18 protein-coding genes and 1 pseudogene are annotated in these 24,180 nt (G+C 57.1%); 7 read left to right on the forward strand and 12 right to left on the reverse strand.

All coding sequences use genetic code 11. The annotated features are described in order from the left end of the window. From ABFT80_RS15735 to ABFT80_RS15745, 3 genes are all read left to right on the forward strand, one after another. Positions 1-762, forward strand: coding sequence for a restriction endonuclease (locus ABFT80_RS15735; RefSeq protein ID WP_347972851.1), 762 nt, complete (start codon positions 1-3; stop codon positions 760-762). A gap of 333 nt (positions 763-1,095) precedes the next feature. Further along, positions 1,096-2,667 (forward strand): hypothetical protein, encoded by a 1,572-nt coding sequence (locus ABFT80_RS15740; RefSeq protein WP_347972852.1) that lies wholly within the window; start codon positions 1,096-1,098, stop codon positions 2,665-2,667. Between the two features lie 174 nt (positions 2,668-2,841). Further along, positions 2,842-4,323, forward strand: a complete 1,482-nt coding sequence (locus tag ABFT80_RS15745) for a gamma-glutamylcyclotransferase family protein (RefSeq protein WP_347972853.1) — start codon at positions 2,842-2,844, stop codon at positions 4,321-4,323. Positions 4,324-4,635: 312 nt separating this feature from the next. Here the strand turns inward: ABFT80_RS15745 and ABFT80_RS15750 are convergent, their stop codons facing one another. From ABFT80_RS15750 to ABFT80_RS15780, 7 genes are all read right to left on the reverse strand, one after another. Beyond that, complete coding sequence (locus ABFT80_RS15750; RefSeq protein WP_347972854.1) at positions 4,636-7,260, reverse strand: AAA family ATPase; 2,625 nt, start codon at positions 7,258-7,260, stop codon at positions 4,636-4,638. Beyond that, a complete protein-coding gene (locus ABFT80_RS15755; RefSeq protein WP_347972855.1) occupies positions 7,257-8,384 on the reverse strand; it encodes a metallophosphoesterase family protein in 1,128 nt (375 codons plus the stop codon). The genes ABFT80_RS15750 and ABFT80_RS15755 overlap by 4 nt, the downstream gene beginning before the upstream one ends. A 105-nt stretch (positions 8,385-8,489) precedes the next feature. Further along, positions 8,490-8,918 carry a TetR/AcrR family transcriptional regulator gene (locus ABFT80_RS15760; protein ID WP_347972856.1) on the reverse strand — a complete coding sequence of 143 codons (429 nt, stop codon included), beginning with the start codon at positions 8,916-8,918 and terminating at the stop codon, positions 8,490-8,492. A gap of 4 nt (positions 8,919-8,922) precedes the next feature. Beyond that, positions 8,923-12,060, reverse strand: coding sequence for an efflux RND transporter permease subunit (locus ABFT80_RS15765; protein WP_347972857.1), 3,138 nt, complete (start codon positions 12,058-12,060; stop codon positions 8,923-8,925). A gap of 10 nt (positions 12,061-12,070) precedes the next feature. Next, complete coding sequence (locus tag ABFT80_RS15770; protein ID WP_347972858.1) at positions 12,071-13,249, reverse strand: efflux RND transporter periplasmic adaptor subunit; 1,179 nt, start codon at positions 13,247-13,249, stop codon at positions 12,071-12,073. Positions 13,250-13,320: 71 nt separating this feature from the next. After that, positions 13,321-13,890 (reverse strand): TetR/AcrR family transcriptional regulator, encoded by a 570-nt coding sequence (locus tag ABFT80_RS15775; RefSeq protein WP_347972859.1) that lies wholly within the window; start codon positions 13,888-13,890, stop codon positions 13,321-13,323. A gap of 390 nt (positions 13,891-14,280) precedes the next feature. Continuing rightward, entirely contained in the window at positions 14,281-14,517 is a 237-nt protein-coding gene (locus ABFT80_RS15780; RefSeq protein ID WP_347972860.1) for a transcriptional regulator, read from the reverse strand. Between the two features lie 136 nt (positions 14,518-14,653). On the opposite strand from ABFT80_RS15780, the gene ABFT80_RS15785 reads away from it, so the two are divergent. Next, entirely contained in the window at positions 14,654-15,346 is a 693-nt protein-coding gene (locus ABFT80_RS15785) for a hypothetical protein (protein WP_347972861.1), read from the forward strand. Positions 15,347-15,635: 289 nt separating this feature from the next. Here ABFT80_RS15785 and ABFT80_RS15790 read toward each other — a convergent pair. Next, a pseudogene (locus ABFT80_RS15790) lies at positions 15,636-15,758 on the reverse strand (type IV secretory system conjugative DNA transfer family protein); the annotation flags it as partial. 483 nt (positions 15,759-16,241) lie between these two features. Between ABFT80_RS15790 and ABFT80_RS15795 the strand changes: the two are divergent. Together ABFT80_RS15795 and ABFT80_RS15800 are read left to right on the forward strand one after the other, a co-directional pair. Next, positions 16,242-17,243 (forward strand): siderophore-interacting protein, encoded by a 1,002-nt coding sequence (locus ABFT80_RS15795; RefSeq protein WP_347972862.1) that lies wholly within the window; start codon positions 16,242-16,244, stop codon positions 17,241-17,243. Positions 17,244-17,402: 159 nt separating this feature from the next. Then, a complete protein-coding gene (locus tag ABFT80_RS15800) occupies positions 17,403-19,541 on the forward strand; it encodes a TonB-dependent receptor (RefSeq protein ID WP_347972863.1) in 2,139 nt (712 codons plus the stop codon). 65 nt (positions 19,542-19,606) lie between these two features. Here ABFT80_RS15800 and ABFT80_RS15805 read toward each other — a convergent pair whose 3' ends face one another. From ABFT80_RS15805 to ABFT80_RS15820, 4 genes are read right to left on the reverse strand one after another with little or no spacing between them, the layout of a single operon-like run. Next, positions 19,607-20,413, reverse strand: a complete 807-nt coding sequence (locus ABFT80_RS15805; RefSeq protein WP_347972864.1) for an ABC transporter ATP-binding protein — start codon at positions 20,411-20,413, stop codon at positions 19,607-19,609. Then, positions 20,406-21,383, reverse strand: a complete 978-nt coding sequence (locus ABFT80_RS15810) for a FecCD family ABC transporter permease (protein ID WP_347972865.1) — start codon at positions 21,381-21,383, stop codon at positions 20,406-20,408. The genes ABFT80_RS15805 and ABFT80_RS15810 overlap by 8 nt, the downstream gene beginning before the upstream one ends. Then, entirely contained in the window at positions 21,383-22,402 is a 1,020-nt protein-coding gene (locus ABFT80_RS15815) for a FecCD family ABC transporter permease (RefSeq protein ID WP_347972866.1), read from the reverse strand. The genes ABFT80_RS15810 and ABFT80_RS15815 overlap by 1 nt, the downstream gene beginning before the upstream one ends. 1 nt (position 22,403) lies before the next feature. Next, entirely contained in the window at positions 22,404-23,324 is a 921-nt protein-coding gene (locus ABFT80_RS15820) for an iron-siderophore ABC transporter substrate-binding protein (RefSeq protein ID WP_347972867.1), read from the reverse strand. 553 nt (positions 23,325-23,877) lie between these two features. Between ABFT80_RS15820 and ABFT80_RS15825 the strand changes: the two genes are divergently transcribed. Beyond that, positions 23,878-24,180, forward strand: a 303-nt coding sequence (locus ABFT80_RS15825; RefSeq protein WP_347972868.1) for a DUF6180 family protein, incomplete at its 3' end; no start/stop codon positions are given.

The raw sequence follows: 24,180 nt of genomic DNA on the forward strand, positions 1-24,180 counted from the left end.
ATGCCGCTCATCACCGCTCACGTCCCGGAGACCTGGGAGCAGCTTGAGGATCTGGTCGCCGCTATTCTTGGCGAATGCGGAATGCAGGCCACACGCCAGGTGACAATCAACCTTCCCCGCGGCAGCGTCGATGTTGACGTTTTCGCCGAGGAGACTGTCGATGGTATCGTCCACCGCATCATTTGCGAATGCAAATACTGGAAAGCAAACATCCCAAAAGAAATCGTCCATGCGTTCCGGACGGTTATGCAGGAGACGGGGGCGAACAGGGGTTACATCGTTTCTCGCGCAGGATTCCAGAAGGGCGCCTATGAAGCCGCGCAAGCAACGAATATCGAGCTTCTGACGTTCGCCGAGTTTCAGGAGCGTTACTTCGATAAATGGTTCAAGAGCAGGATTTGGGCAGTCGAGAACTCAATCAGCAATTTTAACACCTATTACGAGCCCCTCGGTCCGCCTGGATGGGCAAAGCTGGCAACCGATGAAGAGAGGGCGGCATACGAATCTGTTCTGGACAGGTACCTGTTTGCCGGACACGCGCTCCATTCCTTCTCCCCATATTTAGGATTCCGCGTTCCCTTTGATTTCACAAAGATGGAAGAGGGCGGTGTTATAGTACCTGCTGAGATCAAGGCCGCTCAGGGATGCCGTGAGCTATTGATCCTGCTTGAGAACTACGCGCGAAAAGGCCTTCGGGAACTGCGTGCCGTCAACCCGGTCACCCGAGATAAGATGCCAGACGAGGTGAACAGTGACGATTGAGCATGATCAGCCCAAAGGTTCCTTTTTGCCTAGGTCAACGAAGGACGTGACTGTACCATTCTTTAAGTTCGCTGCAGGAATCCCGCTCAACAGTGCGCCAGAACACGGGCCATCTATTTTCTAAGGATGGGAAATTCACGAGGTCCCGGTAGGACGCCAGGAGGCGGTTGTGACAAAGTCGCTGTGACAGGCCTTATTTTCGGAGGCAATTCGATCCCCGTTAACCAGTTGTTTATAAACGAGAAAATATCGCATCGTCGCAGAGTCGAAAAACTCGACCCGCGTAAAGAGAAACTGTTATAAATAGCGCAGTGTGACAAACGGGGAATTTCCGTGGAATCAATTACTGCATTGTTGGGACGGATTGGCCCTTCGCTATCGACCGAGCTGATCGCAGAAATGGCGAAGCACGGGGTTTCCAATACGTCCGCACGGCAGCGTATCGCTCGTGCCGGATCAGATGTTGTCCGTCTTGCCGGCTTGCGCTTCCCTCACAACGCCCGTTTCCTTTATCTGCCTGACCAGTTTGGAGACGATACCTACTGGAAAGCGCTTGAGCGCGTTTTCCGGGAACATGGAAAAGCATATTGGAGCGCGGTGACGGGGCTGAAGGCCCGGGGCGGCTGCTTTCCAAAAAGATACTTTGCCGCTGTTTGTGGAAGTCCGGCGGCTCGCCTTCGCCAGCTGTCACCTGAGCGCATTCTGGAGCGGCTTTCCGCTATTAATCTGCTGGAGGAATTCACGGACGAGGCGACAGGCGAGCCATTCGTGAAGTTCAAGCCCCGCCATTACCGCAGCGACGGGGTTGATACGGTGAGGGCACGCTTGGTTGCGGAGAACGTGGTTCTTCACGGGATGAAAGAATGGTGTCGCCGTACCGGGTTTGGAAGCTTTGATCGGGTACGCGTTCGTGATGATGAAGACGCTCCGGTGGTTTCGTCCGTTGCCTGGGATCTGTCCGCCCCTTGTTATGCGCGGCCTCTGGTAAAAGCGACCGCAGCAGGTATGAAGCCCGGCTTCGTAGTTTGCGATGTCAATCTGCGAGGCGCATTGACTGACGACGATATTGCCCTGTTTGTGCGCAAGCACGATCAGGCATCAGCGCCTATTAAGGTCGCGCCAATCATGCCGTTCTTGGTGGCTGATGGCTTCACGGCGTCGGGTTTTAGTCTGGCAAAGACAAAAGGTGTCCTGGCGACCACAACGGGACAGCTTTTCGGAGAGGACGTTGCAAAGGCTCTTCGGGACCTGATCAGCTTGCTGACGGACACAGGTCGGACAGCTTCGGTAAATCCTGAACATATTGAGAGGGTCTTGTCCAATCTGACAAAAATCGAAGGAGCGGCAAATAACCTTCGAGGTGCTTTGTTCGAGATCGTTGTCGGTTCATTGGTGAAAGATGTTGAAGGTGGTTACCTTCGGGCAGGTGAAAAGTGGACCAATTTCCAGTCCGGGCGGGCCGCAGAGATAGACGTTCTGCTTGATCGCCCGGAGGACAAAGGCGTCCTGATAATCGAATGTAAATCCAAAATTCCGGGAGGAAGAGTCAGCTTGGAGGAAGTCCAAAAATGGCATGACGACAGGGTTCCTCTCCTGCAAAGCATTCTCCAAACCGACAGTCGTCTCCATGATAAGCATTTGACCTTCGAGATGTGGACAAACGGGCCGTTCGCGCATGATGCGCTCAAATGGCTTTTGGTGCAGCCCGCGCGGGCTGGTTTCAATGTGGGCTGGAAGGACGGAGAGGCATTGAAGAAGTACACCGACGGGGCCGCCAATGCAGCAATACGAAAAACACTCAATGAGCACTACTTCAGGCACCCACTGGCGCGTGGTCCTAGAACCAAGGGAGGTGAACGGCAGCAACGGAAAACGAACGAGCGGACGCTTGCTAAGCACCTGTAGCGAATCTCTGCCACTCCAAAACAAAGTTGGGCACTTGGGTAGCTATTGGCACAAAGTGGATATCCTGCGGTGCCGTGCTGGATTTTGGAGGCTTAGCTCAGCGAGATCGTCTATTGTTCAGGTTTTCGCCAACACTTTGGAGCGCGGTGCGACGCGCCGTCGCGGGAGCCGATCATGTTGAAAGCTACGGAAGAGGAGATCGAGGAAGTCCGAGAATACTTTGAATGGCAGGCGCCCGACCTCGAAGTGACCTTCATGCAGAAGGTCTACTCGGAGGCGGTCCTGAACACCCGCCACGACGTGTGGGACATCCACACCAACAAGGATCGCTGGTGGGTCATAACGGGCGGCACAAACCTCTACTCTCAGGAACAATTCCCAAATATGGACCTTGCTCTGACCTTCCATATTGGCCTGATGCTCCGCATCCCGCGTACGGAAAAACAACAGGAAAACGATCTACGCATCCTTCCGTTTGGGCCGGTCTTCGAGAAGATGGAAGAAGCTAGAACCGCCGTGACACAGGCGCATAATCTATCGGACTATCAGGCTGTAGGTGTTCGCTGCCGCGAAGCGCTACTCGAATTGATCGGAGTCGCGCAGGATGCGGCAATGTGGACAGACACACCACCACAGCGTGCTAACTTCCGGGCGTGGACCGAGATCATTTGCAACGATCTTCTTTCGGGCGACACCAACAAGGAGCGTCGCGGGGCGCTCAAGAATGCCCTTGAGTCCGCATGGACGTTCTCCAACTGGCTGACGCATTCAAAGTCGGCCACCTGGATTGATGCCGAGATGGCGCACTCGTTGATCCAACACGCCATCGGTATGGCGACAACCTTGATCATTCGCGAGTTGCGCGGGGTGCCTTGGGAATGCCCCAACTGCGGCTCACCGCATCTCGAACCCGGACATGGCGAGCATACTGAGGCACCCGGTGTACTCTGGGAACGACCGCAGTGCTTGGACTGCGGATGGACAGGCAAGCCCGTTCCAATCCTCGACCTTGAGGATGGACAGTCCATCATCACACGCGAAGGCGAAGAAACCGACGAGTGCAGCATCATGACAGTACCGCTACGAACGATCCTAAAGCCGGGAGATCCCTCGATTGAGCCTCTGAAGAACACAGAGACCGGGCCTCCAGAGCTCGACGTATATTTTGCCTATGGGTCCAATATGTCGACCGCCCGCCTGCGGGCTCGCATGCCGAGCTGCAAGCCAATCGGCATCGCTACCTTGCCGGGTCATGCGCTTCGATTTCATAAGCGTAGCGTGGACAAGTCAGGGAAGTGCAATGCATTTGCCACTGGCGACGAGAACAGCGTGATCGGCGTTCTATTCAGCTTCGATCCCACCGAGCGTGCCAAGCTAGATAAGGCCGAAGGAGTCGGCAGAGGCTACGTGCACGCGACGGTCACTGTCATCAACGACAAAGGACGCAGGCGGAAGGTTCTTACCTATCTTGCGACCCCTGACTACATAAACGACAGCCTCAAACCCTATGACTGGTATAAGGACTTTGTCCTTGCAGGATGCGCGGAACACGGCCTGTCGCCGGAGTATCTTGCCGAATACGTCCAGTCGGTTGAGTCGATCGAAGATCCCAACAAGACACGGGACAAGAAGGAGCGCGCGACGCTGGCCAAGTAAAATGTACGGTTCGCCACCGTTCGCCGAAGCGGGAAAATTTATATCGCACAAACAATCACATACGAGTGCCCAGCTTCATCCTCTCCGGCGCACCCGACAGGATTCGAACTTTTCCTAATTACTGAGATACCTGTATAATAGTGCGTCCGCTTTTGGGAGTTCTCAGGTAAGTTTTGAGCGACTGAAATGGGGGCGCGTGCAAGACCGGCGGCAATTGGGAATAATAGCGGACATTGAGGTGCTATGATGCGAGAAAGTGACGACTGCCAGAGCCGCTTTTCCTTAATCAGAAAATTTAGCGGTTCGCCAAGCTTATTCGTCCGGCGTCCAGTCTGACATCTGCAAGACATTCCCACCAAGTCTCTGGAACGCGCGTTGCCGACATGAGAAGACAATGATCTGTTGCTCGCCTGCCTGGCGGTGCAGCGCATCGAACATCTTCTCGATGCGGTCGTCATCAGAATAGACGAGAGCGTCATCAAGAATCACCGGCGCCGGGCGTCCGTCCTTGGCCAGCAGGCGGGCGAAGGCTAGTCGCGTCAGCACCGAGAGCTGCTCGCGCATGCCGCCGCTGAGGCGTTCGACGTCTTCCTCCTGGCCATTGCGCAGTATCTTGTGTGGTAAGAGAGTTTTCTCATCGAAGGTGATCGAAACATCGTCGAAGAGCAGACCGAGCAGAGGCCTCAGTTCATTCATGACGGGCAGAAGGTAGGTCTCTCGGGCATGGCCGCGTGCCGTTTCGAGCGCGCCACGAAGCCGTTGCAGAACCGCGACCTCCTTCTCGTAGCCCGCGACGCGTATCTGCGCCGCGGCGAGGGCGTCAACGCTCTCGCGCCATTTCTCTTCGATTGCATCCTCCGAGCGGGCTCGTATTTCAGCGGTGAGCCCGGCGATCTCCTCCCGCAATTTGCCGATCTCCTTCTCGACTGCCTCAGCGACGGAGCGGAGACGACGCAGTGTCGCTTCCGCCGCGGCGAAATCGATAGCTTCTTTCTGCAATCGCTCAACGACCACCTGCTGCTCCGCTAGCCGGGTGTTGAGGCCAGTCAGCCGCGCGGCCATCTGCTCTTCGCGTTCAACACGCGTTGCCTGCGATCCCAGCATCGCCTCCACCTGTGCCCACTCGGCGTCCAGCGCGGCAAAGGCGGCCTGCGCCGCAACGAACGCGTCAGTGGCGCCCGCCTGCATCGGCCCGGCCTCGCGCCAGGCCTGCATCGCAGCCAGACGCCTTGCCTCGGCCGCCTCATACGCGGTTCGAACCTGGGCCGGATCCTCCTTCAGTTCGAGCACGTCGCCGACCGCAGCCCGATGCGCCGCCACATCCTCCCGGAGCTTCGGCAGCCCGTCCGGCGTAAGCAGTGACAAACGCGTCCTCTTCTCGCGCAGGTCGCCCTCTTTGCGTTGCGCTTCAAGCTGCTTCTTGCGAGCGGCGGCCAAATCGTCGACGCCCATAGAGGCAAGGAGCACGTTGCGGCGCTCCTCCGACCGCCGCAACTGCTCACCATCGCCAGCCGGTCGGCTGGATCGCAGCGTGACGAGACCGACACCCGGGATCGCCAGTTCTGCTTGCCCGTAATAGCTGTGCGGCTCGCTTCCCTTAAGCGGTGCGCCATTCAGACTGACGACGGGCGCCAACGGCTCGTAGGCGATCGCAATAGAAGGGCGATCGGCCTCGGCGACGGCCCTGAGCTTGGCGATCTCGATCTCGAGCGCCTCAAGTTCGATCACTGGTTTTTCAGGCAGTCTCAACAGTGTCAGCGCTGCCTCTTCCTCCTCGATCTCTTTGCGGACGGTCTCGACCGCGTCCAGCTTCTGCTCCAGTTCGGCCAGCCGCTCTGCGGCTTCACGCGCATTCAGCGCGGCATTCACGTGAGCCAGAAGAGCGCGCGCTTCCTGTTCCTCGGTTTCCGCCACCTCGATGTCGGTATGCGCCTTCGCTGCCGCAGCAGCAACCGCGTCGCGGTTCGTAAGCGCTTTCACGCGTCGGTGCCCGGCCTCGCCGAGCTTGATCTTGAGACCCGCCGCCCTTTCGAAAGCATTCCGGAAATCTCTAAGCTCGCTATGCGCATTGTCCCGCTGTTCCCGCAGTAGGCCAAGCTCCGCTTCTGCCGTACGGAGCGTCTCGGCCCGGCTTTTCGCTGCATCGAATGCCGCCTGCGCCGCTTCGATGTCTTTTCTGCGCGCATCGCGGTCCTTGGCAAGATTGAGTTCGGCGAGCCGCCTGGTTGCCGCCGCGCGTTTATCGAGCGCTGCGCGCAGCAATCCTACCTCGGCGCCGAGCCTGCTCTCATCAGTCTGCAGGCGATCGCGCTCGTCGACGGCAAGGGCATATCGGCCACCCGCCCTGGCGCCCCGCCTCGTGACCAAATTCTCGATCTGTTCGTCAACCGCAGCCATGATCTCGGACATTCGGCGCCCACCAGTAATGGCCTCGACCTCTCCCTGCACAGATTGGAGCAGACTGGTACGAACCTTCGTCTCGCCTTCTTCCTCGGACCTGTTGCGCTTCTCGATGCCGGTCACGCCCTGGCGCACCCAGAGCAGGCCCGCAGGCCCGGCAATTCCTCCCCGCACAAGCCCCGAGATGAAGTTCTCGGCCTCGTCGGCCTGCGCCACCAGTCTACCATTCGCGAGATCGACGACGCGTGCGGAGCCTCTGCCGTAGAACTGCTTGGTAATGCGGAACGTGCCCTCCTTCGTGGAAAGGTCAGTTTCGACCAATGGATTTCCGCCACTGTAGGGTCGCAGATTCCTGACATCGCCTGCGGTACTCGAATGCGGCTGGAAAAAGAGCGCGTGCAGGGCCTCGAAACTGGTCGACTTGCCGAATTCGTTGGCGGCGCACAGCACATTGACACCGTCGCCGATGCCTTCGATGGCGACACCGCGTCCGGCGAAGCGCTTCACGTTGAACAAACGCAGGGCCGATATCTTCATGGGGCGACAGTCTGCGCATAGGTGTAGAGCCGAGCGAGTGCTGCCCGTGCGATCTCACGCTCCTCAGCCGAGAGGGCCGCATCGCCAGCCTCGGCGAAAAGGGCGTCAGCTGCTTCGCGCAGCGCGCCCGCCCGGTCGATGGCGTCGAGGTCTCCAGCCTCGCATTCGGTGGCCAGTGCCTGGTCATCGAAGTCGAGATAGGCGAAGTCAGGACGCGCACTCTGGAATGCGGCGCCGAGCGCCGTGCGCACTTCGAGCCGCGCTCGTCCGCCGACAACAAGCTTAACCAATGCCCGCCGCCTTACCCGTGCTTCAGGAAAAAGCGCTTCCATGCGCGCAACGGCATCGTCGCTGTCGAGGAGGTCGAACGCCACGGTGCGCCAGAAGAAGCTGCCGGTCTCCTGCGGGGTTACTTCCGGAAGCGCCGACGCGCCTTCGATTGACACCAGCAATGCCTCGCCCGGCCGATCATGCTTGAAGCGGTCGGGTTCCGGAGTGCCGCTGTAGCGCGTGTGCGGATCGATCTCGACGCCGCCGTGCCAGTCGCCGAGCGCGAGATAGGAGAGACCAGCGTGGCGAGCGCGATCCGGGGCAATGATATCCAGACCGTTGCCTTCTTCCGAAAAGCTCTGAACCGCGCCATGGGCGAGTCCAATACGAATCGTCCCTTCGCCCGTGACCGCGCCGTCCATCCATTCGGAGAGATCCCGACCCGGCCGCCGCGTCGTGCAGGGCGCTGGTAACAGCATGACGCCGGGCGCAAGGTTGAGCGGCGATGCCTCGACGGCTAACGTTACGTTCTCAGGTGCTTCCACGTGCAGCGTCGACCAGAGCTGTGCGGCCTGCAGAGAGTCGTGATTGCCCGGCAGGATCACCCAGCGGATGGGCGCATGATGACGCATCTCTGCAAGCGCCTGCCGCCGCACCTCCGGCGCAGGTGTCTCGGTATCGAATGTGTCGCCCGCAAGCAGGATCGTCGATGCACCCTGCGTCCGGGCAAGTTCGCCAAGCCTGCCGATAGTTGCGTGCCGCGCCTCGCGCAGCTTGGCGGGCAGGTCGCCCGAGAACTGCCCGAAGCGTTTCCCGAGATGCAGGTCACTCGAATGTATGAATCGGAAGGTCATCAGGTGCTTCTACCCGCGCTGCCATGTGAACGCCAGCACGCGCCATCCGCGTTAGGTTCAGCGAGCAGTTCTAACAACGGCCGGCCCCGGCGATTCAGTCTAAGCCTAGACTGTAAAAGTTCGCATCCGCGATACAACACGCATCATTAGTTCAGTAGCCTCGGCCCCGTCAGCGACACCGAGACAAGTCGCGACCGGCTCGAGCAAACGCGGGTTTTCGGCTGCGGCAATCAGTAGCGCGACGGCAAAGGGATCGATCGACCCCGATTGCTCTGCAGAATTTGCACATTTTATGGAACATTCCAGCAGCGCGCGGATAAGGTCGTCCTTCGTTGCGAAGTGATAAAGCAGGCCGCCTTTGCTGACATCTGCTTTTGCCGCAACCGCCTCCATCGTCACGTTGCCGAAACCGTTTTCAAGCGCGACTTCCATTGTCGCCGACAAAAGACGCCGTTGTAGTGCAAGGCGATGATCATCCTGCTTTGGATTTTTCATCGCCTTGACGGTCAGCCGCTGCTTCGAATGGCCCGGCATCCGCTTACTCTGCAGGCACGGATGCGGGATCGGATGCTTGAGCCTTTTCCTTCCCGTGTCCGAACAACTTCATCACGAAGACATAGAAAACGGGAACGAAGAAGATCGCCAGAACGGTCGCCGAGATCATGCCACCCATGACGCCCGTACCGATGGCATTCTGGCTGGCGGCACTGGCACCGCTGGCGATTGCCAACGGCAAGACGCCGAGCGTGAAGGCCAGCGAGGTCATGAGGATTGGCCTGAAGCGGAGCTGCGCCGCTTCAATCGTGGCTTCCAGCAATGGCTTGCCTTGCGCCCGCAAATCCTTGGCAAACTCGATGATCAGGATCGCGTTCTTTGCCGACAGTCCGATGATCGTGATCAATCCGACCTTGAAGTAGACGTCGTTGGGCATGTCCCGGATCATCACCGCAAGCACGGCGCCGATAACGCCAAGCGGGACGACAAGTATTACCGAAATCGGGATCGACCAGCTTTCGTAGAGCGCCGCCAGCAGCAGGAACACGAAAATAATGACGAGCGCGATGAGGAACGGCGCCTGAGAACCAGACTGGATCTCCTGCAACGATTGCCCAGTCCATTCATAACCGAAGCCAACGGGCAATTCACTCGCCAGACGTTCCATTTCGGCAATCGCCGCCCCCGATGAGAAACCGGGAGATGCCTCGCCGCCAATACGAATTGCCGGATAGCCATTGTAGCCGACAACTTGTGCAGGACCTTTTTGCCATTCGACAGACGTAAATGCGGACAACGGCACCATCCCGCCATGCGTATTGCGGACATTGAGCTTCAACAAATCCTCGGTCTGCATACGCCGATCCTGATTGGCCTGAACGGTGACGCGTTGCATGCGTCCGGCATTGGGAAAGTCGTTCAAATAGGTCGAGCCGAGATTGGCAGAGATTGTGGAATTGATCGCATCGAAGGACACGCCAAACGTATTTGCCTTCTCGCGATCCACGACCAGATGGACCTGCGCTGTATCTGGCATGCCCTCAATGCGCAATCCCGTTACGATGCTGCTGTCGCTTGCAGCCGCCATCAACTGGGCGCCAGCAGCAGCGAGCGCCGCCTGGCCCTGCCCAGCACGGTCCTGCAGACGGAAGGTAAAGCCGCTCGATGTCCCCAAACCCTGGATTGGCGGCGGCGACAAGGCGAATGCAATCGCATCCTTTATGCCAAACAATGAACCGTTCACACGGTTTGAGATCGCCTGCGCTGAATTACCGGCATCACGTTCGCCCCAGTCTTTAAGAGTGACGAAAGCAAGGCCCGCATTGTCGCCCGCGCCGGAGAAACTGAAGCCGCGGATGAAAGCAGTCTGGTCTACCGCATCTTCATTTCCGAAGATGCCTTTTACTTCCTGGATGATATCATTGGTGCGATTTGCACTGGCTTCTGGCGGAGCTTGCATATCGACGATCACAAAACCCTGATCTTCATTCGGAAGGAATGAAGTCGGCAATTGCATGAATGCCCAGCCCAGGCCCGCCAGCAGTGCCAAATAGATGACCATGACGCGGCCTGCTCGCTTGACGATCCAGCCGACACTCGACGTATACCCCCGCGTAGTCTTGTCGAACCCTCTGTTGAACCATCCAAAGAAGCCCCGCTTTTCGTGATGGTGACCAGCCTTGATCGGCTTCAGGAATGTCGCGCAAAGCGCTGGCGTCAATGACAGGGCAAGGAACCCCGAGAACAGGATAGAGACCGCCATCGTCAGGCTGAATTGCTGATAGATGACACCGACCGCGCCCGGGAAAAACGCCATTGGAATGAAGACGGCCGACAACACCATCGTGATGCCGATGATCGCGCCCGTGATCTGCTTCATCGCCTTGCGGGTCGCCTCACGAGGTGACAGTCCTTCCTCGGCCATGATGCGTTCGACATTTTCGACAACCACGATGGCGTCATCCACCAGGATACCGATTGCCAGAACCATGGCGAACATTGTCAGAACGTTGATCGAGAAGCCGCCCAGATACATGATCGCACATGTTCCCAGAAGCGCGACCGGGACGATTAATGTCGGAATAACCGTGTAACGAAAATTCTGCAGGAACAGGAACATCACGACGAAGACAAGAATGATCGCTTCGATAAGCGTATGGATGACTTTTTCGATCGAGACTTTCACGAAGGGGGAGGTGTCATAGGGAATGGCGTATTCGATGCCCGCCGGAAAAAACTGTTCCAGTTCGGCCATCTTTGCGCGCACGTCATCCGATGTCTGCATTGCATTTGCAGTCGGCGAGAGCTGAATGCCAATGCCAGCGCCTGGATTGCCGTTGATGAGCGTACCGAAATTATAGTTATCCGCGCCGATTTCGATGTTGGCCACATCCGAAAGCCTGACCGACGAGCCATCAGGGTTTGCGCGCAGGATAATCTGGCCGAATTCTTCCGGGCTCGACAACTGCCCCGTCACCAGCACGGATGCCGATGTCTGCTGAGTGATAGGATTGGGCAGCGCCCCAATGCGGCCTGCCGCGACTTGCGCATTTTGGGAACGTATTGCCTGCGCAATATCATCCGATGTGAGATTGAGCCCGACCATTTTGTCCGGGTCGATCCAGATACGCATTGCGCGTTCGGAAGCGAAAACCTGGGCACGGCCGACCCCGTCAATGCGCCGCAATTCGCCGACGACGTTGCGGTTCACATAGTCTCCCAGCCCGACAGCATCTGTATTTCCATCGGATGAAACCAACGCTACCAGCATAAGGAAGCCGCTGCCGGCCTCCTCAACCTGCACGCCTCGTTGCACGACCGATTGCGGCAAACGCGCTTCAACGCGACGCACGGCATTTTGCGTATCGACCGATGCCTGTGCGGAATCAGTGCCGGGCTCGAAAGTAGCGTTGATTGTTACCGTGCCGGAAGAATCAGAGGTCGACTCGAAATAAATCAGTCCATCGACGCTGTTCATCTCCTCCTCGATCGGCCGCGTGACGCTTTGATAGATCTCTTCGGGCGATGCCCCGATATAGGTTGCGCTAACGGAAATCTGCGGCGGCGCTACGTTCGGGTATTGTGCGACGGGCAGCATAGGAAGGGCGATCAGCCCTGCCAGCATGATGAAAATGGCGACTACCCAAGCGAAAATGGGCCGACCAATAAAAAACTGAGCCATTTAGTTGTCCTCAGCGATTGGCGGCTTGCTGGTCGCCGGTCTTGTCGTCCGGCTTCCATGCCTGCGCGTCTACCGGTGCTCCGGTCTGAATTTTCTGGAAACCTTCGACAATGACCTGCTCGCCATCGCTCAAACCGTCCTCGATGACGACACGATCTGCAACGACACGGCCGACGCGCACGACGCGCAATTCGGCTTCGCCCTTTTCGTTGACAATATAGATTTGCGATTGACCACCGGAATTGCGCTGGATGGCCTGCTGCGGCACTGCGATTGCTGCACGCTCGATCGCCTGCTCGATCAGCACTCTAGCATACATGCCGGGCAGGAGATCGCCGTTCGGATTGGGAATTTCGGCCCGCATCGTAACCTGCCCCGTCGTTTCATCGACCGACGATTCAGCAAAGAGAAGTCGTCCAGGGTGAGCATAGTCGCTTCCGTCATCCAGGCGGATGCGCACTCTTGCCTGCTCAGGCCCGGGGCTATCGAGTTCGTTGGCCTCGAGTGCCCGGCGCAAGCGAAGAAGTTCTGCTGATGGCTGGGTAAAATCGACATAGACCGGGTCGAGCTGCTGTATGCGGGCCAGGTTCTCCGTGCTTGAAACCAATGCGCCTTCCGTGATCATCGCACGGCCTATCCGGCCCGCGATAGGCGCTTTGACTTCACTAAATTCAAGATTGAGCCTGGCAGCGGCGAGGCCTGCTTCGGCAACGGCAACATCCGCATTGGCCTGAGCGAGCGCCGCAACGGCATTGTCCTGTTGTTGGACGCTCGAAATGTTGCGTTCACGAAGTTGGCTCTGGCGATCCGCATCCTGCTTCGCCTGCAGTTGCGATGCTTTTGCGCGTTGCACCGTGGCTTCTGCGCTTGCAACCTGTACGGCGAAAACGGACGGATCGATCCGATAGAGCACGTCGCCTTCTTCCACGACCGTACCCTGCTCGAATACCCGCTCTATCACAATACCTGAAACACGCGGACGCACTTCGGCAGTGCGTGTTGGCGCAATCCGTCCGGGAAGTTCATTCGTTATGGGAAGCTGTTCCGGGCTGGCTTCAATTACACTGACTGCGGAAGGTGGCATCGCAGGTGCCTCCGCGTTACTGCTTTGGGATTCGCTGCAGGCAGCAAGCATCGAAAATAGAGCAATCGCCGTGGCGATTTTGAATGGCACGGTCAGGGACTTCATGGTTTTTTTTCCGACAGTTCAGCGCTTGGGAGAACGCTCTGATTGGCAGGGAGTAGAGTGAGCTTGCTGGTTTACGTGGACTGGGGATCGGTGAATGCGACATCGAGCAATCGTTCAATGTCGCTTAAAATTTGGGTGCGCTTAGGTTCCGGCCAGGTATGAATGCCGAGAAATTCAAAACTTCTCAGCCCTTCGACAGCAAGAAAGGCAACAATTGCCCGGCGCGGATCGCTCGAGGCGCTTTCGATTGCCTCAAGCTCTTCCCTTGTCGATCGTTGAAGAAGCGCGCGCATTTCTGCGTCCTGCGCCAGAGCCGAGCAAAGACTGACCGCAACCGCATTGGTTTCTTCGGAAATCTCGGCTCCGGCGGCAGCAATGCGCCCTCGAACGCGCGCATCCGCCACCGGTCCCAAGCGCTCTATCTCAGCCTCAATGCGGTCCAAATCCTCCTGAACGCGCCGTTCGATAACCGCCTTGATGAGGGCCTGCTTGGTCTTAAAATCATATATGACACTTGCCTTGCTGATGCCCGCCTCAATGGCGACGGCATCAAGCGTGAGACGTGCCGCACCATCGCGAACGACAACCGCCTCAGCGGCGTTCAAAATATCGTTTTGATCTATAAATCGTGGCCGTGACAAGTTCGCATTCCTTAATAACCGAACAGATGGTTAGTAATTAAGGTGCCTTTATTAAGTCAACAAGGGTGGCGCCATTTTCCAATGAGATATCTTCACAATCATTTTATCAGACCGAAGCACAGCCTGTCGGACTCGTGGTTGCAGGCATATCCCGACGCATTTCAGACGGGCCTTAGAGTCCATGCTGAAACTGATTACGAATGGCGTGCGATGCGCCGATACGGCTGCCAAAATCGTCTCGCTGCAATCGATTATCGAGAAGGTGTGGGAATTGGTAGGACCTTCATGCGCACTGATCTCAGCAAGCCCTTCGAAGAGATTGTGTTTGAGTCAATCAACAAGGAAGAAGTTCGGGGGCTACCAGTTTGGTTACTCCCGACTAACATTTAATTATATGCTTTGGTTATTGTGCGCCAACCGCACGCCGGGACCACCACCGTTTTCCGGAATGAACTCAATGCCAGCAGCTTCGAAAGCATTCTGAATTCGTTTAAGGGTTTCCTCCTTTAGCGCGTCGCCTCGTTCTAAGCGGACAATTGTCTGTGTCGAGACTGCGGCCTCGCGAGATAAGTCTAATACACCCCACTCCAGCGCTGCTCGCGCCATGCGGCACTGTGCTGGATTCATGAAATCACCATATTATGATGATTTTGATTGCTTATATGCCCCACTAGATGTACCCTTGCATGTATTAACGGCCAGAACCGGTGTTCGAGCACCGCTTCCGGCCTGACCACAACCTAAGCTTTAGGGAGCTCGGATCATGGCTGATTCCGAACATAGCATGACTTTTGCCTGCGTCACCCGTCGGATGGCGCTTGGATGCGCACTTGTTGCCGCAACCTGTTCGACGTTTTGCGGCAATGCGCGGGCTCGCAGCCTCGCGACTGCGGACGGCGGGCCTGTTCCAACCTCTGACCCATCCCTGGAGCTCTGGCGACAATGGCGGATGGCACACGACCTGGCCGAACGGCTTTACCGGAGACAGCAAGAGCTGGAAGTGCAACTTGCCGAGCGCGTGGACGCTCTGTGCACGGTTATCAAACTTCCTGACGGCGAGGGCGATGGCAAGTACGTGACGATCTGCTCGAAGGCCGCACTTGATCGGGTGATTGGTGATCGACCTGATATGGCAGCCATTCGCGCTCGAGCGGAAGCTGAATTGGCAGAAAGGCAAGCACGCTGGGATGCCGCCGACAGGGAGATTGGCTATTCCGTTGTCATCGAGGCGGAGAGGGAAGCTGAAAAACGCGAAGATGGCTTGCTCGAGGCGTTGTCACTTACGCCTGCCACTTCGCTTGCGGGTGTGGCAGGCAAGCTCGATGCGGTGATGCGTCGAGACGAGGCCTGGGAAGACTATTCAAAACATCCATGGCCACAAATCCGCGCTGCGCGCGATGATCTGGTTCGAATAGGTCGGCAGATGGCTCCCGGAGTGTTTTTCCCGGGGACGTGAAGGCGCAGCAAGGTCCGCTTTGCGCTGACCTTTCTGATGCACTCCTTTCGGTTGTCTGCTCCCTGCCTTGGCAGCCATTCTGCCAAAAGGTTCCGCCGACGCTTTTTCATGGGAAAGTTCAGGCGGGGCAGCCGGTCAAGGTTCGCTTGTTGTGGAAGCAGCCTTGGCCGGCTTTGCGAGCGGCAGCTTGTTCTGACCAAAAACGGATACCGGTTTCGTGGGACCGGTAGAGCCGGCCAGGGCCTGCCGTCAGGTATGGCAGCCCTGGCCGGCTTTTCAAAGTCGCTCATTATCGAGCTGTATCGAACTTTCCCCGAAACTCGCGGTCGGCGTAATAGCGGAGCTTGCCGGCAATGATCGGGTGTTGCCCGGCGAGAAACAGAAACTGCCTATTTTCGGGTAGGTTGCGAACCTCATGGGGCGTGGCACGATTTCAAAGTGAGCATCAAGTTTACTTTAATGCTTGTCAGATTTGTCAATCTGAAATTGACATAAGATGAAAGTGTCAAAGTACCGTATCGAGCCAATATGGAAGCCCTGTTGGTTGTGGTTGGCGCCGCCAACGCGCTGGCGAATATCTGATCAAGGAAAGTTCCCGGAGAGGCGTCCGGACCGGTATGCTGATCCGGGTGAAGCGGCCCGTCTTTGGAGGCCAAAGGCATTTGCCGGCGTGAAAGCGGCCGTGAATTAGCACAATTGCGATAAGCTTGTGGAATAGTAGTAGCTGCCGTGTAAGTCGGCCTCCGGTATTGCTGGCAAGCATCGAGCTTTGCAAATTCACCAGCCTATGGCGCTTGCGTCTCATCTTCGGGAAAGCTACTGCGCGGCAGCTCCGCACGATATAATTCCACTCCAGCTGCAAGCTTCGCGAACGAAATCCAGGACAGAGTTCAACATGCAAACAACCACATTGCTCCACATTTCGCCAGAGTTTGGTCTGCGGATGATCAGGGCTCGGGCAGTCGAACGTTCGTTGCCGTTCGAGGAGAACTCCAACGGCCTGATCCTGGATTTGCCGCTGGGACAGATTTGCGCGTTCCAGGAAAAAGACGGGTTGAGACTGACGCTTCATGCAACCGATCATGTGAAGCTTCACCTCCTGCAGGAAGCGGTCGATCATCGACTTGACGAAGCAGCAGTTGCTCTCGACCGCCGGTGGTCGTTTAGCGAGCCGGGCCTGTCTCCGCCGAATTTGACTTTCGCGACGGTGGAGTCGTGTGAGCGCATCTATCCGTCCTACTATCGCGTGCGTCTTTCTGGAGCGTCGATTGAACGATTCTCGCGTGATGGTCTGCATTTCCGGCTGCTCTTCCCACCCAAACAATATGTTGGCCAATGGCCAGTCGTTTCGGAAAGCGGGCGTGTGGAATGGCCCGGTGGCATAAATCAGTGGCACAGGCCAGTGTATACAACTCGCAGCGTCAACCTGGAAAAGGGCACCCTCGATTTCGACGTCTTCGCGCATGACGGGGGACGCGTGACCGACTGGTGCAGGACCTTGCAGCCGGGAACGGACGCGGCGATCATGGGGCCAGGAGGAGAGTGGCTGCCAGAAGCGCGATGGATTGCCCTGTTTGGCGATGAGACTGCGCTGCCAGCAATCGCCCGGATACTGGAAAGCCTCACCGAAGAGACCAAGGGTGTGGCGACTATCCTTATATCTGATGCGTGTGATGAGCAGCCCCTGACCAAGACAACCGGCATGAACGTTCGTTGGTTGGTGCGCGGCAAGGGTGTGTCACTGCTCGACGAACTGCAAACACTGGATATTCCGGACGGCGATCGGTTTATCTGGATTGCCAGCGAACGATCGGAAGTCAATGAGGCTCGGGATATATTAATTGCTCGCGGCCTTCAGAAGGCGGAAGTGCGTGCAGCGTCCTACTGGGCCCGCTGATTATGCTGCGCGGTTTCAAGGGTATTCATCAATTTCGACGTGATGCCGATTTACAACACACAGGTTGGAGTCGGGCTGACCTCCATTAAGTTGATTGCAATACTCATCTTTATTTCATTATTGTCCTTACCGTGTGGGGTTTAATGGTGGTTGGGGCTAATGACATTTTCTAAACGATCGCAGTCGTTTTTTTGCTGCACGGCAATCGCAATCATCGCAGCGGCAGCATCGATCGGCCAAGGCACGCGCATCGCGTCTGCTCAGGAAGCAGAGGCGGCTATCGATGATGACGTAACGACGCTGGCGCCGATCATCATCACTGGCGAGAAGTTCGGCCGTGATCAATTCACCACCTTCACCAGCGTCGAGGTTTTCACGGGCGGAGAACTTCACGATCTCGTCCGACCGACACTCAATGATGCGCTGAACAGCTCACCGAACATCCGTGCCTTTATGGGTGGCACAGGTAATTCCGACGTTGTCATCCGCGGTTTGAGCTCCGAGGGTGCAACAGCTCCGAGCCGCTCGAACCCGGTTATTTCGGTGGTCGTGGACGGTGCAGAGCAGGGGGTCGAGGCGACCCGGCGCGGGACGCGAGGCGTCTGGGACGTCGAGCAGGTCGAGATATTGCGTGGTCCGCAATCCACACTTCAGGGACGCAACGCGCTCGCAGGGTCCGTTATCATCAAGACGAAAGATCCGACTTATACCCCCGAAGCCAGTATTGAAGGCTTAGTCGGAACCGACGAATACAAATCCGGTGCGTTCGCTGTTTCGGCACCGATCATCGAAGACGAACTGGCATTTCGCATCTCCGGGCAAATCTTCCGCCGGGATAACGATATCGATTATGTCGATCCGTCCATTTCGGACGTGGGCGAAGAGGAATTCGAGGAAATTCGCGGCAAGCTGCTCTGGGAGCCAGCGGAAATACCAGGCTTCCGGGGGCTGTTTACCTTTAGCCGGACGCATGACAAACCGGCATGGGCTCTGGTGAGCGGTCCCGATTTCTTCGCCAGACGATTCGATGATACGACTGCGGAACGGCGCGATACTTATGTCAACCGCTACATCGCCGACTTGAGCTACGAGCTCAACGAGGACTGGAAGGTTCAGTCGATAACGGCTTTCGTAGACACGGATGTGGACATTAATTCTCCTCAAACGTCAACGCTTCAACCGTTCCAGCTTATCCGTGGCGACACACGTGAGGGCGGAGACTTCTCCCAGGATACCCGTCTTACTTACGGATCGGCGGAGTCGCAGTTTTCGGGCGTCTTCGGTCTTTTCGCGGGCCGATCCACCTTCGATCTCGATTCGAACATCCAGGTGGTGGCAGATCCATTCACGCCGATCATCTTGCCGTTCCAGCAGTTGCAGGCGAAGAACAAGAGCGAGACGATCGCTCTGTACGCGGACACCCGCTACGAGTTTGTCGATCGCTGGACGCTGCTGGCCGGTGGTCGGCTGGTGCATGACAAGGTCTCGGCCAACTACACGGGCAGCCTGCTGGACGCCTCCACCTTCGGATATGTTCCGCTTACGGAGAATAATTCGGTTTCAAACACCGAGTTCCTGCCCAAGATCGGCCTCGCCTTTGAACTCGACGAGAACCAGAATCTCGCCGCCACCATCAGTAAAGGCTACCGTCCGGGCTATTCGGAACTGATTATCGGCACCACGGACATCAACCGGGTCGAGTCGGAATCTCTCTGGGCCTATGAACTTGCCTATCGTTCAAAGTGGCTGGAGGACCGTCTCCAGGTGAACGGGAACGTCTTCTACTACGATTATACGAATCAGCAGGTTCCAATCGAGTTCGATCCTCGCTTCCCAGCCCAGACGATCAGTCTCAATGCAGCCGAATCTCATTCATACGGTGCCGAAATCGAAGTTCGTTATGGCTTCGATTATGGCCTTGAGCTCTTCGCCGGGCTCGGCCTCATGAAGTCGAAGTTCGACAAGGGCGACTTCAAGGGCAAGGAATTTCCTGAAGCGCCATCGCTTACAGCCGCATTCGGTGGCGTCTACAAGCATGAGAACGGTTTCTTCGCAGGCGGCGACCTGTCCTTCACGGACGGCTACTACAGCAAAGGCGATGTGAACAATGTTCGTGCCCTGGATTCGTTTACCGTCGTGAATGCGAATGTCGGCTACGAAAAGGAGAACTTCAAGATCACTGCGTTTGCCAGGAATCTGTTCGACGAGGAATATCTGACCTCGATTTCGAGCGACGGCAACGTGGCAAGCATCGGGGACGGTCGCTCGTTCGGCGTTCGCGTCAACACTACCTTTTGACCAGTGTGACAGGCATACAGGCTTTTTCAAACCCGCCAGGTGTTCCAGCCAGGCGGGTTTTTCATTTATAGGTCAGCGTCTTCCACCGGAACGCAGATCGGCGCCTGTGTCCGCGGTTCGATGATGATTGTCACATCGACATCGAAGACGCGCTTGACAGTCTCTGGTGTCAAGACGTCGGCCGGGGAACCTTCGGAGATGATTGCACCGTATTTTAGAAGAACCAGATTGTCAGCATATCGTGCGGCCTGATTGAGATCGTGCAAGACTGCGACGACGGTCACGCCGCGTTCGCGAACAAGCTTTCGCGTGAGACGCAGGGTATCGATCTGATGGGAAAGGTCGAGAAAGGTTGTTGGCTCGTCGAGCAGGAGAACGCCGGTTCGTTGCGCCAGGGTCATCGCAATCCAGGCGCGCTGTCGCTGTCCGCCGGAAAGCGTATCAAATTTATCGCCCGCGAGATGTGTCGTGTCCGTGACCGCGAGCGCCTCTTCGCAGGCTTCGTCGTCCTCTTTCGTCCATCGGCCAAACAAGGTGCGGTGTGGGTAACGGCCCTGCCTGACCAGATCCATGACCGTCATGCCTTCAGGCGCCAACTGATTTTGCGAGAGAAGCCCGATACGTTGCGCCAGTTCCTTTCGCGGAAAGGTCGAAATCGAGCGTCCGTTGATCAGCACGGTCCCCTGCTGCGGCCGGATCATGCCGGCAAGTGCCCTGAGAAGCGTCGATTTTCCGCAGCCATTCGGACCAAGGAGCACCGTAAAGGAAGCTTCGGGAACTGAGAAGTCGAGGTTGCGCAGGATAAGTTTGTCACCGTATCCGATCGAGGCGGCACGGGTCTCCAGGATGGGGAGTCCGGACTGGTCAGGCATTCATCTTCCGCCTCATCAGGTAAGCAAAGAAGGGTGCGCCCAGGATAGCCGTCATTAATCCGACGGGTAGCTGCGCCGGTATGAAAAGGGTGCGGGCTGCAAGGTCGGCCGCAACCACCAGAAGTCCGCCGGCAAGCGCCGTGACCGGCAGCATGAGACCGTGAGAATTACCCACGAGCGAGCGAGCGATGTGCGGCGCAATCAGCCCTACGAATGCGACGAGGCCTGCCGCAGCGACGGCGGCGCCAGACAGAACCGCACAGAGGACGAACATGATGGCACGTATGAGTTCTACCGATTGTCCCCGTGGTCTTGCCGTCTCGTCGCCCAAGGCAAGAAGGTCCATTTCCCGAGCAATCAGCGTACTGCCCACTATTCCTATTGTCAGCCATATCGCGAGCGTGCGGATTTTCTCCCATGTGCTGTTGTAGATACTGCCTGAGAGCCAGACCATCGCTCGCTGCACGGCTTGGGGGTCTCCGAAGGCGGAGATGAAATTGGCTCCGGCCCAGGCCAGCGAACTGAGGCCGATGCCGATGAGAATGATGCGTAGCGAGGAGCTCCCGCTGTTCCATGACAACGCATAGATCGCAAGCGACATCGTGAGCGCTCCGGCGAATGCCAGCCACGAAAGGAGGTGTGTGGGAGGCACCTCAAACTTGACGATGACGATGACTGCGGCAAGGGCGGCGCCGGCATTGACCCCAATCAGGCCCGGCTCCGCCAACGGATTACGAAGCACAGACTGCGCGATCATCCCCGCAATTGCGAGCGATGCGCCGACAAGGAAGCCCAGAATAACCCTCGGGAGACGAATATCGCGGACAATCTTTATGGACTGTGCATCCGCCGCCGGGCTGTCGGTAAGGACCGCAAGGATCTGCGCCATTCGGACGGGGTGGTCGCCGATCGCCAGAGCCACGAACAGCATGACGACCGTCAAGCCCGATAGAATAAGGAGGCTACGCATCAACCAATCCCGCCACGCGATCGCGCCAGCCAAATGAAGAAAGGCGCGCCGACCAGGGCAAGTGTCACGCCGACCGGAACGTCGATCCCTGTCAGGCCTCTTTGCAGCCCGTCTGCCATGACGACCAATAAAGCTCCCGAAAGCGCACAGAAGGGTAAAATCCAGCGGTAGTCGATGCCGACGCTCAAGCGTACGATGTGTGGCACCACAAGTCCGACAAACCCGATAGGGCCTGCGAGCGCAACGGAACTTCCCGCCAGGAGGACAACCATGGCTCCCGAAACAAGTCTCCATAACAGGACATTTTGCCCCACCGCGTGCGCGACATCCACCCCAAGACTTAGCGTGGTCACCTCCCTTGCAAGTAGCAGCGTAGCTGTAACGCCAGCCAGGGCAAAGGGCGCTACAGCCGCGACAGCAGCCATTTCTTTTCCCGTCAATGACCCAACCGACCACAATCTGATAGTGTCGATGGCTTTCATGTCGAAGATGAGAAGCGATGCGGAAACCGAACCGAGGAAAACGCTCAGCACTGCGCCTGACAGGGCGAGCTTGACAGGCGTCACACCGGCTATGCCGGCTGACGCGATCACGTAGACGATGACGCCTGCCACTGCAGCGCCGCCGAAGGCGAACCACAGGTACACGAGTGGCGATTGGGCATCGAAGAAAATGATGGATAAAACGACCGCGAAAGCCGCCCCGGCGCTGATGCCCAACAGATCCGGTGAAGCCAGCGGATTATTTGTGACCGCCTGCATCAAGGCTCCGGCAACGCCCAACGTCGAACCTACGATGATGGCCGCGAGAACCCTTGGTAACCGAATAGTGGAAATAACCAGGTCCTGATGGGAGGTTCCTTCCGAAACTATCGCACGCAAAGCATCACCCAGAGGTATCGCAGTGGTGCCGATCGTCAACGACCACAGGCTCAACAGAGCGAGCAGCAGCGCAAGCAGACCAAAAGCGAGGATCCGCCTCGCATGGGTGTTGCGTCCCGCCGACTTGATGAGCACCATTTTACGGCCTCGGGATGATGTAGGTCTCGATGTCATCGAGAACCTTATTGGCCGATGCCAGACCGCTGAACTCCATCCAGGTGGCTGCTTCCACTCGATAAACGCGGCCTGCTTTTACGGCCGGCAGCATTCTCCACAATGGGTTTGCGAGCACTGCCTCATGCCTGCCGCTGGTGGCTGAATCGTTTGAGCCGCCGACAATGTAGAGCAGGATATCCCCATCCAGGCCGGCCAGTCCTTCGAAATCGAGGCGTTTCGTCCCCACCGTCGTTTCGGATGTTTCGAAATCCGTACGCCTGACACCCGCCTCACGCAGCACGTCAAACGGTGCCCATGCATTGGGTTCATCGAGATAGACCTGAAATTCCCAAGGCGTGATGCGGACAACGGATACGCGCAAATCCTTGGGAATCCGCTCGCGAACCGCCGCAACCCGCTTTTCGTATTTAGCGAAGCGACTTTCAATTCCATCGTCGACACCGGTGATATTTGCCAGGGTGCGATAAAATTCTTTCCAGTTCGCCCCGGTGAGCAGCGCGGTGGGAGCCAACTGCGATGCCATCTGGTATGCTTCCTCGCCCAGGAAGTCGCTGCCGATGATGAGATCAGGCTGAAGCGCGACAATCTTCTCGATGCTGGGCTCCATAAAGGATCCGAGATCCACCACGCCCGCTGCCTCGGCTTTCGACTTCAGATCCACATCGCTCATGCCGAAAAGCGGAGCGCCAACGACAGGCAGGCCAAGCTCCAGCGCTATGCCAAGGCTGAATGTCGGGACGAGCGCGATGATGCGCTTCGGTTCCTTGGGAGCGCATAGCGGTGGGTGGAGGAACGCACCGCCCTCGATAAGCCTGCCGTCGCATTGAGCGAAAGCGGGAGAAGACAGCAGGATGCCTATCATGAACAGGACGATGGTACGCATGAGCGATCCAAACATGAGAATGTTGTTCATGTTCAAATAGCTTGATGTATTGTCGTATGCAACGCGTCGAATGAGCCACTCAGAGCAGTTTACAGCGATATATGCACTGACGCTGTTGGGAGTTAAAACTGACGGTCACTTTAGTCCCGGCTTTGCCCGTCAGCGGGCACAGAATGAACGACAAATTTTGGTGGACAATGAGGTCATGGATCGGAGGTGGCCTCGTCGCAGAATCCCGAGTTTTGTTTCAGTTTCGCGCCTGATATTTGCGCCACTGTAGAGCGCGCATTTCTGCGACAAAATTCTCGGGATTGTGTCGCTTTTGTCGTTCTGTTGCGAAAGGTTGCGTTGAGTGTGCGCTCGCGATGGCGAAGCGATCAATGTGGTTCGTTTCGCCTTGGGTTGTTGCCGGTCGCTTCAGGTGTTGGATAATCTCATCGATGAACCCGTATTTCTCCAACTGCGATATTTACCAGTAAATAGTACAAAGCATCGCCAACGCCTGTAGTGTTATCTACACTGAAAAGGCGCCGACGTTTATGAAGATTTTTGGATGAGAGCTGCCAAACTGCTGCTATCCACTGCCAGCCTGCTTTGCTTGTGCCTCCCCACAGTTGCTCAAAATGCCGACTTTAGTTTGACCTATCATATTGAACGCACGCCGTCGGCGCGGTTGAGCATAGAGGCATGCGGCAACGCTGTGGCCCAGGCTGCACAGCAAAACGGACACGGCTCGTCGTCATCGGCCGATGCGTGCCAAGGCAAATTAGTCCATCGTTGGCATGCATCGGCCGACGACGAGGACCTGGTATCGATGCAAAGGGTAGTCCATCTACACGATTTGGAGTTCGATTCC

Source organism: Foliimonas ilicis (assembly GCF_039939195.1).
Lineage (GTDB): Bacteria > Pseudomonadota > Alphaproteobacteria > Rhizobiales > Rhizobiaceae > Foliimonas > Foliimonas ilicis.